The organism is Loktanella sp. DJP18, from assembly GCF_049310965.1.
Lineage (GTDB): Bacteria > Pseudomonadota > Alphaproteobacteria > Rhodobacterales > Rhodobacteraceae > Loktanella.
In genome coordinates this window covers 1-11,486 of record NZ_JBMERN010000122.1, presented here as the reverse complement: position 1 = coordinate 11,486, position 11,486 = coordinate 1, and the positions used below count along the sequence as shown (strand labels likewise).

The 11,486-nt window shown below is 63.3% G+C and carries 11 protein-coding genes; 3 read left to right on the top strand and 8 right to left on the bottom strand.

The genetic code is table 11. From position 1 onward, the window contains the following. Nucleotides 1–52: 52 nt before the first annotated feature. From ACOI1H_RS20870 to ACOI1H_RS20850, 5 genes are all read right to left on the bottom strand, one after another. Nucleotides 53–829, bottom strand: a complete 777-nt coding sequence (locus ACOI1H_RS20870; protein ID WP_422439884.1) for a gamma-glutamyl-gamma-aminobutyrate hydrolase family protein — start codon at nucleotides 827–829, stop codon at nucleotides 53–55. Between the two features lie 168 nt (nucleotides 830–997). After that, on the bottom strand, nucleotides 998–1,423 hold the full coding sequence (locus ACOI1H_RS20865; protein ID WP_422439882.1) for a GlcG/HbpS family heme-binding protein: 426 nt from the start codon (nucleotides 1,421–1,423) through the stop codon (nucleotides 998–1,000). A gap of 10 nt (nucleotides 1,424–1,433) precedes the next feature. Beyond that, nucleotides 1,434–3,566 (bottom strand): malate synthase G, encoded by a 2,133-nt coding sequence (locus ACOI1H_RS20860; protein ID WP_422439880.1) that lies wholly within the window; start codon nucleotides 3,564–3,566, stop codon nucleotides 1,434–1,436. Nucleotides 3,567–3,648: 82 nt separating this feature from the next. Beyond that, nucleotides 3,649–3,807: a DUF2256 domain-containing protein gene (locus tag ACOI1H_RS20855; protein ID WP_422439879.1), complete on the bottom strand. Its 159-nt coding sequence runs from the start codon at nucleotides 3,805–3,807 to the stop codon at nucleotides 3,649–3,651. 3 nt (nucleotides 3,808–3,810) lie between these two features. Further along, the gene (locus ACOI1H_RS20850) at nucleotides 3,811–4,014 is read right to left on the bottom strand and encodes a hypothetical protein (RefSeq protein WP_422439878.1); all 204 of its coding nucleotides are present in this window, start codon (nucleotides 4,012–4,014) and stop codon (nucleotides 3,811–3,813) included. 98 nt (nucleotides 4,015–4,112) lie between these two features. Here ACOI1H_RS20850 and pepN point away from each other — a divergent pair, with 98 nt between their 5' ends. Beyond that, entirely contained in the window at nucleotides 4,113–6,662 is a 2,550-nt protein-coding gene (gene pepN / locus ACOI1H_RS20845; protein ID WP_422439877.1) for an aminopeptidase N, read from the top strand. A 72-nt stretch (nucleotides 6,663–6,734) separates the two neighbouring features. Next, nucleotides 6,735–7,595, top strand: a complete 861-nt coding sequence (locus ACOI1H_RS20840; RefSeq protein ID WP_422439876.1) for a 1-acyl-sn-glycerol-3-phosphate acyltransferase — start codon at nucleotides 6,735–6,737, stop codon at nucleotides 7,593–7,595. On the opposite strand, the gene ACOI1H_RS20835 is transcribed toward ACOI1H_RS20840, so the two are convergent. Beyond that, nucleotides 7,558–8,391 (bottom strand): transglycosylase SLT domain-containing protein, encoded by an 834-nt coding sequence (locus ACOI1H_RS20835; protein ID WP_422439875.1) that lies wholly within the window; start codon nucleotides 8,389–8,391, stop codon nucleotides 7,558–7,560. The genes ACOI1H_RS20840 and ACOI1H_RS20835 overlap by 38 nt on opposite strands. Before the next feature lie 139 nt (nucleotides 8,392–8,530). Beyond that, complete coding sequence (locus ACOI1H_RS20830; protein ID WP_422439874.1) at nucleotides 8,531–9,091, bottom strand: type 1 glutamine amidotransferase domain-containing protein; 561 nt, start codon at nucleotides 9,089–9,091, stop codon at nucleotides 8,531–8,533. 114 nt (nucleotides 9,092–9,205) lie between these two features. On the opposite strand from ACOI1H_RS20830, the gene gatB reads away from it, so the two are divergent. Beyond that, nucleotides 9,206–10,720, top strand: coding sequence for an Asp-tRNA(Asn)/Glu-tRNA(Gln) amidotransferase subunit GatB (gene gatB / locus ACOI1H_RS20825; RefSeq protein WP_422439886.1), 1,515 nt, complete (start codon nucleotides 9,206–9,208; stop codon nucleotides 10,718–10,720). 84 nt (nucleotides 10,721–10,804) lie between these two features. Here the strand turns inward: gatB and ACOI1H_RS20820 are convergent, their stop codons facing one another. Next, on the bottom strand, nucleotides 10,805–11,431 hold the full coding sequence (locus ACOI1H_RS20820) for a VPLPA-CTERM sorting domain-containing protein (RefSeq protein ID WP_422439872.1): 627 nt from the start codon (nucleotides 11,429–11,431) through the stop codon (nucleotides 10,805–10,807). Nucleotides 11,432–11,486: the final 55 nt, after the last annotated feature.

Below are 11,486 nucleotides of genomic sequence, written 5' to 3'. Positions count from 1 at the left end.
ACGTCGAGAAGCGGAAAAAATTCAGTGCGCCGGCGAGGCCGCAGTCCCGGCTTCAGGCGATCTTGCGCGCAGGTAGGCGCTTGCCCTGCGCCCACGCCGCCGCCGCTTGCCCGAAGGCTGCGAACAACGGGCGAGAAACCATGTCCATGCCCGCGTTGTATTCCGGGTGCCATTGCACGCCGAGCGCAAAGCCGGGGGCACCTTCGATGTGGATCGCCTCTGGCGTGCTGTCGGGCGCCGTGCCGTCGATCACGATGCGGTCGCCCGCGACCTTGATCCCCTGCCCGTGCAGCGAATTCGTCAAGACCTCGCGCGAACCCATCAGGCGGTGGAACACGCCGCCTTCTGTAAAGGTGATGGTGTGGCGCATCGCGAATTTCTCTTCGATCGTGCCGTCGGGGGGCATGCGGTGGTTGTCGCGGCCGGGCAGATCGCGGATCTCCGGATGCAGCGACCCGCCAAAGGCCACGTTCATCTCTTGAAAACCGCGACAGATGCCCAGGATCGGCAGGCCTGCGTCCACGCAGGCGCGGATCAGCGGCAGGGCAAGACGGTCGCGGTTGCGGTCGAAGGCACCATGCGCCTCGGTCTCGGCCTCGCCATATTCCTCCGGATGCACATTGGGGCGACCGCCGGGCAGGATGATGCCGTCGCAGGCGCAGATCAGATCATCCACCGAGACCATCGCGGGATCGGCCGGGATGATGACGGGCAATCCGCAGCACACGTCGCGCACGGCGGCCATGTTCATGTCGCCGGCGGCCTGCACGTAGTAGCTGTCGTTGATCAGGTGGCTGTTGCCGATGATGCCGATGACGGGACGGGACAAGGATCAGGTTCCTTCCTGCGGGAATGGTGCCTGATTAACCCATTTGCCTCGGATTGCCTAGGTTCAGCCCTGCACAGCGCACCTGCGCAGGGGCACCGGCTGCGATCCTGCCACAGTTTCCGTCAAGATTTTCTGAAACACGACCCGCCTGCCGGGTTTTTCGGCAGCTCAGGCCTCGCCCTCCAACCCGGCGGCGGCAAGGCCCGCCATCGCGGCCACGACATCGTTGTCCGAGGTGTCGCCGGTGACGCCGACGGCACCGATCACGACACCATCCGCCTTGACCAGCACGCCGCCCGGCACCGGCACGACCTGCCCGCCATAGACGCCGTTCACGGCGGCCATGAAGTAGGGCTGCGCCTCGGCCCGCGCCATCTGGGCGCTGCCGGGCATCCCCAGCATGACGGCCCCGTAGGCCTTGCCGTGGGCGATGCCGAAGCGACCGGGGGCGGCCCCGTCGGCGCGGGCAAAGGCCTTCACATGGCCGCCCGCATCCAGCACGACGACGGAGAGCGGCTTGAAGCCCGTCTCTTCGCCCTTGGCGGTCGCGGCGTCTATGATCGTGCGGGCCTGTGCGGCGGTGATCTCGGTCATGGTCTTCCTCTCAGGTGGCTTTGGCTTTGGCGCGGTAGGCGTGCAGCAGCGGTTCGGTATAGCCCGACGGCTGCGTGCGCCCCTTGAAGACGAGATCGCAGGCCGCCTTGAATGCCGGTCCGTCGAAGGCGGGCGCCATCGGCACATAGGCTGCGTCACCGGCGTTCTGCTGATCCACCACGGCGGCCATCTTCTGCATGACCTCCATCATGCGATCCTCGGACATCACGCCGTGCAGCAGCCAGTTCGCCAAGGCCTGAGAGGAAATCCGGCAGGTCGCCCGGTCCTCCATCAGCTGCACGTCGTGGATGTCGGGCACCTTGGAACAGCCGACACCCTGATCGACCCAGCGCACGACATAACCGAGGATGCCCTGCGCGTTGTTCTCAAGCTCTGCGGTGATCTGATCCTCGGACCAGTTCTGACCTCGGGCGACGGGGATCGTCAGCAGATCGTCCAGTGTGCCGCGCGGGCCGGCCTGCTTCAGCTCTGCCTGCCGCGCCAGAACGTCGATCTGGTGGTAATGCGTGGCGTGCAGGGTGGCGGCGGTCGGTGACGGCACCCAAGCGCAGTTCGCACCTGCATTCGGATGGTTGGTCTTTTCGGCCAGCATCCTTTCCATCAGGTCCGGCATGGCCCACATGCCCTTGCCGATCTGCGCCCTGCCCTGCAACCCGCAGGCCAGCCCGATATCGACGTTGCGATCCTCATAGGCCTTGATCCAGGCGGCATTCTTCATCTCGCCTTTCGGGATCATCGGCCCGGCTTCGATGCTGGTGTGGATCTCGTCCCCCGTCCGGTCAAGGAACCCCGTATTGATGAACGCGACCCGGTGCTGCGCGGCGCGGATACATTCCCGCAGGTTCGCAGAGGTGCGGCGTTCTTCGTCCATGATGCCCAGCTTGACCGTGTTGGCAGGCAATCCCAGCACCTTTTCCACGGCGGTAAAGATGTCTTCGGCGAAGGCGACTTCCTCGGGGCCATGCATCTTGGGCTTCACCACATAGACGGACCCCGCCACGGAATTGCGGATGCCGGAGGTTTTCCGAAGGTCGTGCATCGCGATCATCACGGTGCAGATGGCGTCCAGCAGACCTTCTCCAACCTCGCGGCCCTCACGGTCCAGCACGGCGGGGTTGGTCATCAGGTGGCCGACGTTGCGGATCAGCATCAGCGACCGACCCTTGACCGTCATGTCGTGGCCTTCGGGTGTAGTGAAATTGCGGTCGCCGTGCAGCGCGCGGGTAAAGGTCTGACCGCCCTTGGTGACGGATTCCTCGAGGTCGCCGCGCATCAGGCCCAGCCAGTTGGCATAGGCCAGCACCTTGTCGTCGGCGTCGACGGCCGCGACGGAATCCTCGCAGTCCATGATCGTCGATATGGCGGATTCAAGACGGATGTCGCTGATCCCCGCGCGGTCCTGCGCGCCGATGTCCGATTTCGGATCGACCTCAATCTCGATCAGCAAGCCGTTGACGCGCAACAGGATCGTCAGCGCATCGCCGGCACCCATGTAGCCCGCGAATTGCCCTTGATCGGCCAGCTGCGGCGACAGCATGCCGTCATCGACGCTCAACCTGTCGACGTCGGCCCAGGACCCGTGCGCCAGGGGGGCCACCTTGTCCAGATGGGTGCGCCCCCAGGCAATGGCACGGGCACCCCGGTCGGCATCATAGCCCTTGCCCTGCGGCAGGTCGCCCAGCGCGTCGGTGCCGTAAAGCGCGTCATACAGGCTGCCCCATCGCGCATTCGCGGCATTCAGCGCAAAGCGGGCGTTCATGATCGGTACGACAAGCTGCGGGCCGGGAACTTTTGCAATCTCGGGATCGACGCTGGCGGTCTGAATGGCGAAATCCGGGCCGTCCGGGACCAGGTATCCGATTTCGCGCAGGAAAGCCTGATAGTCGGCATCCGAGGTGTCCTGCCCCCGGTGATCCCGGTGCCAGCCGTCGATGCGGGCCTGAAGGTCCTCGCGCTTGGCCAACAGTTCGCGCCCGCGCGGCCCAAAGGTTTCCACGAGATCGGCAAAACCGGTCCAGAATGCCTCGGCGCTGACGCCCGTGCCAGGCAGCGCCTGATCCTCGATGAAGTTCGCCAATACGGGTGCAACCTGCAATCCCGCCTTGTTGATCCGCTCTGCCATCTCTCGACCCTCCTGACTTGTCGCGGGAGTGCTAGCTTATCGCTGCGCGACTGTCTAGTTCTGGTCAGAAATTATGACCAGTTCAGCGAGGCTTTGCGCCGCCTTTTGCGGCGCGGCAGCGGTCAGAGCAATAGCGGACCTCGTCCCAGACCTTGGCCCACGCCTTGCGCCAGGTAAATGGTCTGCCGCAGACCGCGCAGATCTTGGTCGGCAAGTCCGCCTTCCTGCGCATCCGCGGCATGGATCACTCGATCGCCGCAGGTTCTTCGATCCCGGTGCGGCCGTCGATCTGCGTTTCGGCACCTTCAGGCTCATTCCCGTTGAAGCTGATCCAGATCACAAGGATGACCAGCAGGAACAGGGCAAAACCGACAACGCCGGCCATACCCCGCAGGGGGCCGCGGTGCTGTTTCTCCTGCTTTTCAACATCGGTTTTCGGTGCGGACATCGTGTTCTCCAATTCTTTCGGTCAGGGCCGTCGCTTGTGGTGCTGCGTGCACCTCATTACCGTGACTTCAACACACAGCACCCCAACAAGGTTTCCCCATGAAAGACACCGCACAAACAGTTCATCTGTCGGACTATATGGCTCCGCGCTGGCTGGTGGAAAGTGTTGCACTCACATTTCGCCTTTCGCCGGACGCTACGCGCGTCCTGGCGCGCATCGCCTTTCGTCCTGATCCCGATGCCCCGCAGCAACCCTTCATGCTGCACGGCGAGGATCTCGAGTTGATCGACGCCCGCATCGACGGGGTTGCGGTTTCACCCACGATCACGGCTCAGGGGCTGACCTGCGATGTACCTGACAGACCCTTCGTGTGGGAGGCCGAGGTTGAGATTGCACCGGCGCAAAATACGGCGCTGGAAGGACTTTACATGTCGAACGGCATGTACTGCACCCAGTGCGAGGCGGAGGGTTTCCGCAAGATCACCTACTATCCCGACCGGCCCGACGTCATGGGCGTCTTTTCCGTCCGCATCGAAAGCGACCTGCCGGTCCTGCTGTCGAACGGCAATCCCGTGGCGCAGGGCGCGGGCTGGGCAGAATGGCACGATCCCTGGCCCAAACCGGCCTATCTGTTTGCATTGGTGGCCGGCGATCTGGTCGCACACAGCGACAGCTTCACCACGATGGATGGCCGCGATGTGGCCCTGAACCTCTGGGTGCGCGCCCCCGATCTGGACAAATGCGCATTCGGCATGGCCGCGTTGAAACGGGCGATGACATGGGACGAGCAGGTCTATGGCCGCGCCTATGACTTGGATGTTTTCAACATCGTCGCGGTCGATGACTTCAATATGGGCGCGATGGAGAACAAGGGGTTGAACATCTTCAACTCCAGCGCGGTTCTGGCCAACCAGGCGACATCCACCGACACCGACTTTCAACGGATCGAGGCGATCATCGCCCACGAGTATTTCCACAACTGGACCGGCAACCGGATCACCTGTCGCGACTGGTTTCAGCTGTGCCTCAAGGAAGGTCTTACCGTCTTTCGCGATCAGCAATTTACGGGATACCTGCACGGCCACGCGGTCAAGAGGATCGAGGATGCGCTGGTCATGCGCAATCGCCAGTTTCAAGAGGACGCGGGGCCGCTGGCACATCCCGTCCGACCCGAAAGCTTCGTCGAGATCAACAATTTCTATACCGTGACGGTCTATGAAAAGGGCGCGGAGTTGGTGGGGATGCTGAAACGCCTTGTGGGCGATGTCGGTTACCATGCGGCGCTGGACCATTATTTCGACCGGCATGACGGTCAGGCCGCGACGATCGAGGATTGGTTGACCTGTTTCACCGACGCCACGGGCCGCGATCTATCTCAGTTCAAACGGTGGTATGAACAGGCTGGCACACCCCGTCTGACGGTCAGTGATGACTTCAAGAACGCCACATACAGCCTTGTGATCAGACAGGAAACGCCATCGACGCCCGGGCAGCCGGACAAGCGACCGCTGCATATTCCCGTCGCCGTGGGCCTGCTGGACCACAGCGGTGCAGAGATCGTGCCCACGACCCTGGTGGAGTTGACCGAAGCGACCCAGACCTTCACCTTCAACGGTCTGGACGCCCGCCCGGTCCCGTCGATCCTGCGGGGCTTTTCGGCCCCGGTGATCGTGGACCGCACTCCGCCGGACGGCGAACGCGCCTTTCTGCTGACCCACGATACCGATCCCTTCAATCGCTGGGACGCCGGGCGCAGCCTGGCGCGCGATGTGTTGCTGGATCTGATCCGGGCCGATGGTGGCCCGCTCGATGCGGGCTACGTCGACGGTCTGCGCGCGGTGCTGCTCGATCGCGACCTGTCCCCCGCCATGCAGGCACTGATGGTTGCCCTGCCAAGCGAGGCTGACCTGGCGATCGCCCTCGCCGAAGCAGGCGAAACGCCGGACCCCCAGCACATCCACCGCGTCCGTCGTGATGCCCTGCGCCAGTTGGCACAGGCGTTGGCCGACATCCTGCCCGATCTGCAAGCGGCCCAGCGCATCGATGCCCCCTTTGCCCCCGACGCCGCACAGGCCGGCAAGCGCGCCTTGTCCAATGCCCTGCTTGGTCTGCTGACGTGGCTGGACGACGGCACGGCGGCAAAGGCACAGTTCGATACCGCCGACAACATGACCCAGCAGATCGCCGCCCTCGGCATCCTGCTGACCTTCGGCCAAGGAGAGGCGGCCGCGGAGGTGTTTTACGATCAATGGCATCATGACCGGCTGGTAATGAACAAGTGGTTCGCCATCCAGATCGCCGCCGCGGACCGCGCGCAGGCCGTCGAGATCGCGACTCGGCTTGCCCGCCACGCCGACTTCGACTGGAAGAACCCGAATCGGTTCCGCAGCGTGATCGGGGCGCTGACCGGCAATCAGGCGGGATTCCACCGACCCAACGGGGCGGGATATGCCTTCGTTGCGGACTGGCTGATCCGCCTCGACCCGGTCAATCCGCAGACGACGGCCCGCATGGTTTCGGCCTTTGACAGCCTGCAGCGTTGGGATTCCGTGCGTCAGGCCGCGATGCGCGCGCAGCTTGCGCGCATCAGGGACACGCCCGGCCTGTCCGGCGACACGGCGGAGATGGTCTCTCGGCTTCTGACCTGACCGGCTTGGCCAATGCGTTAAGAAGGCGTAAACGTCATGGAACCGTTACCCATTCCGGGGCATTGAGAGCACATGAAAGACCGCATTGATCCACTGATCGTCGAACGTGCGCCGTGGATGTACCGGTCCTGGCCCGGGATGCGTTATATCCGGGGACTCATGCATCTCGCGCTCGCCTACGACAAGACAGTGGACATCGCGAAGGGGCTGCGCGACGCGCCGTCCGCCCACATCATGCAGACGATGGGCGACAGGCTGGCCCGGCATGTCGAAGTAACGGGGCTGTCGAACCTGCCGCTGCACGGGCCTGCTCTTGTGGTGGCGAACCATCCCACGGGGATCGCCGACGGCATCATCCTGCACCACCTGATCGCCCGCACTCGCCCCGACCTTTATTTCTTCGCGAACTCCGACATTCTGCGGGTCATGCCGCAGATGGGCGACATGATCTGCCCCGTCGAATGGCGGATGGACAAGCGCACCCGCGAAAAAACCCGCAACACGCTGGATTATGTGCGCGAGGCGACCGAGGCGGGGCGCCTGGGCGTCATTTTCCCCTCTGGTCGTCTTGCCAAGCGGCGCGGTTTCAAGCTGCATGAGCGGCCCTGGATGGCCTCTGCCGCGATGCTGGCGCGCAAGTTCGACCTGCCAGTTATTCCGATCAACGTTCAGGCACGTAACTCGGCGCTGTTCTATCTGTTCGACATGATTCACCCGACGCTGCGCGACGTGACCCTGTTCCACGAGACGTTGAACAAGGACCGCCAGCCTTATCGCATCACGGTCGGAGAGCCGATTCAGGCCTCTGCCCTGCCGAAATCTTCGGAAGAGGGGATCGAGATGCTGAAGAAGGCGACGCTGGCCTTGGGCGGGGTCGATGCGCCCGCTGTCAACATCATTCGGATGACGCGGCGCCCATTGTTGAAACCCTGACCTGCGGAACGCCCGCCATCAACGTGGCGGGTCGCAGGACGGGGCGCGGATGCTCTTGCACGACGCAGTAGTCCTGGCTGCGAGTCCAGGACGACATTTCCTCGATCTTGGCGCGATTGCTCATCGGACCCCAGTCCGCCGCGACACCGCGCCAGCGTCCGTCATGCAGCGCCACGGCGCGGTCGCGTTTGACAGTGCGGCCCATGATGCGCGCGGCACAGGACAGATTATCGACGGCGTTCTTCAGCGCATCGCCCGTCGTGGCCCGGCAGCCATAACCGCGCGCGGTCGCAGGCAGGATTTGTAACAGGCCATACCACAAACCCCCACCGCCGACGGCACTGGGGTCATAGGTGCTTTCATGCTTGGACAGCGCCGACATCATGCCGACCCAGAACGCCCGGCGCAGCGTCGGACTGTTTTCCGCATAGGCCGGACACCAGGTTTCGATGTCGCGCGGCACGACCGAATCGAGTCCCTGTGCCGCGACCGCCGACATCGCTGCCCTCGTCCAGGCCTTGGCCTCGCCGCCCTTGCCCCAACGGGTCTGCGGAACAAAGGTCGGGCGAACCTGCGGACGTACCGATGGCGCGCCTTGAATGACCTGCGCGGGATCCCGGATCATGTAGGCAGGTCGCGCCGTCGGACGAAATGAGGTAAGGCGCGCCGCCTCTGCCGCCACACGGGCAGCTGCCGCGTCTTCACGCGCAAGGGGACGAAATGGCAGATCGGCGGCGACGGACGTCGCCAGCAGACCCGAAATCACTCCCCCCAGAATGATGGCTTTCAGGCGCATGACCGATAACCTGCCCTAGTCACGTGGGGTCGATCAAGTTGCCGGCTGGCATATCGGCCTCTTTATGCTTACGGCATCACCGGACATGGCAAGGCGCGCCGCCCGGGGACGACGCGCCTGTGCTGTGCACGGGCATCGATCAGGCGGCGTTGCGCTTGTGATCGCCTTCACGGACTTCCTCGATGATCTTGTCGACGAAGGCGTCCAGATCGTCGGGATTGCGGCTGGTGATGATCCCGTTCGAGATTGCCACGGCCTTGTCCACCACTTGCGCACCGGCATTCTTCAGATCGGTGCGGATCGACGGGTAGGAGGTCATTTCGCGACCTTCGACGACACCCGCCTCGATCAACAGCCACGGCGCGTGGCAGATGGCAGCGACGATCTTGCCGTGCCGGACAAAGTCCTTGATGACCTTGATGGCATCCTCTTCGACGCGCAGCAGGTCAGGGTTGATTTGGCCGCCGGGCAGGACGATGGCGTCGTAGTCCTCGACCTTCACGTCGGCGATCTTCAGGTCGCCGGGCACGTCGATGGACCAGTGGTCCTGATCCCAGCCCTTGATCTTGTCGCCGTCCAGGGTGGCGACATGCACGGTGGCACCCGCGTCGCGCAGTTTGTTCAGCGGGGTAGTCAGTTCGGATTCCTCAAAGCCGTTGGTGGCCATGATCAGGATCTTGCTTTCGGTGATGGCAGTCATCTGTGCTCTCCTTTAAGGGGTTCGCTGCGTTTCGCCGCCTCAACGGGCACCCCCTGGCACTTGTTCCATGCCAAGGGCTGGCCTAGAAGGACGCAGCAGCTGATGAGGACCGCCATGCTCGATCTCGACTACGCCACGCCAGCCCCGAAGGTCATCGCGGGGGCCAAGCACGACTGGGAACTGGTCATTGGTCTGGAAGTCCACGCACAGGTCGCCACAAAGGCCAAGCTGTTCTCTGGCGCGTCCACCCTGTTCGGGGCTGAGCCCAACAGCAACGTCGCCTTTGTCGACGCAGGCATGCCCGGCATGCTGCCCGTCATCAACGAGGCCTGCGTGGCGCAGGCGGTCCGCACCGGGCTGGGACTGAAGGCGCAGATCAACCTGATGTCGGCCTTCGACCGCAAGAACTACTTCTACCCCGACCTGCCGCAGGGCTATCAGATTTCGCAGCTTTATCACCCCATCGTGGGCGAAGGCGAAGTGCTGGTCGAACTGGGCGACGGGACGGCCCGCACCGTCCGCATCGAACGCATCCATCTGGAGCAGGACGCGGGCAAATCGATTCACGACATGGACCCGACCATGAGCTTCGTCGACCTGAACCGCACCGGCGTCGCCCTGATGGAGATCGTGTCTCGCCCCGACATTCGCGGACCGGAGGAAGCGGCGGCCTATGTCGCCAAGCTGCGCCAGATCATGCGCTACCTCGGCACCTGCGACGGCAACATGCAGAACGGCAACCTGCGCGCCGACGTGAACGTCTCTGTCTGCCGCCCGGGCGATTACGAACGCTATCAGGAAAGCCAGGATTTCAGCCACCTCGGCACCCGGTGCGAGATCAAGAACATGAACTCCATGCGGTTCATCCAGATGGCGATCGAGGTCGAGGCCCGCCGCCAGATCGCGATCATCGAGGATGGTGGCGCGGTCACGCAGGAGACGCGCCTCTATGACCCGGACAAGAACGAAACCCGCAGCATGCGGTCCAAGGAAGAGGCGCACGACTACCGCTACTTCCCTGATCCCGACTTGCTACCGTTGGAGATCGAACAGGCCTGGGTAGACGATATCGCGGCAAACCTGCCGGAGCTGCCCGACGCGAAGAAGGCCCGATTCATCGCGGACTTTGGCCTCGCGGACTACGACGCCTCCGTGCTGACGGCTGACGTGGCCAACGCGGCATATTTCGAGGATGTGGCCAAGGGCGGCGGTGATGGCAAGCTGGCGGCGAACTGGGTCATCAACGAACTGTTCGGGCGTCTGAAGAAGGACGACCGGGATATCGGTGACAACCCGATCCCCGCCGCGCGCCTTGCGCAGATCGTGGCCCTGATCAAGGCCGAGACGATCAGTGGCAAGATCGCCAAGGACGTGTTCGACATTGCCTATACCCAAGGTCGCGACCCGGAAGAAATCGTGGCGACCGAAGGTCTGGAGCAAGTGACCGACACCGGCGCGATCGAGGCTGCGGTGAACGAGATCATCGCCGCCAACCCCGCGCAGGTCGAAAAGGCCAAGGCGAACCCGAAGCTTGCCGGCTGGTTCGTCGGTCAGGTGATGAAGGCGACCGGCGGCAAGGCGAACCCGGCGGCGGTCAACGCGTTGGTCGCGGCAAAACTGGGGCTTTGACGGCACCGCCAACGACACGGCACGGCAAGCCAAAACAAAAAAGGCGGCTCAAAGAGCCGCCTTTCTTCATATCGATAGAGCCAATCAGGCTTTCTGGGCTTTCCGGCGGCGCATGGCACCAAGACCACCCAGCGCACCAAGAAGCAGCAGGCCAGCAGCAGGAACGGGAACAGCACTGACGGCAATGGCGTCAAGGTCGAAGCCATCGGCTGTGCCAGAGTTGTCCTGCACGATCAGCGACGTGAACGGACCGCCGGTCGAAGCGAATTCGATCTCGTAGCGTGCAGTGGTGCCGCTGACCTTCGTGCCCATGTTGTTGAACACGCCAGCGACCTGGTTGCCGCCAAAGTCCTGTGCGATCAACGTGAAGTTCAAACCTTCAACGTTGTTGTTCACGTTGCCGCCGGTGACTTCGTAGATGTAGATCGATCCGGCAAAGCTCGTGCCGAAGGTCAGGACAACCTGATCCGTATTCTTCATCGAGAAGAAGCCGTTGCCGATCCCGCCCACGAAATCGCCATCCGGCGCGCCGAGCACGTTGCAAAGATCCGAGCGGCTGCCCGTGTTGCAGGCTGTGTCGGTGAAAGAACCACCCGACAGCGTCGTCGCCGTTTGCGCGTAGGCAAGCGTCGCAGCAGACGCGGCAGTTGCCCCGCCCATGACGGCGATCGACGCGACCCCGGCTGCAATAGCGTTCTTAATGTTGATCATTTCAAATTCCTCTCATCTCAACAGTTTGATTGGCAGATTACTTGTATGAATCACA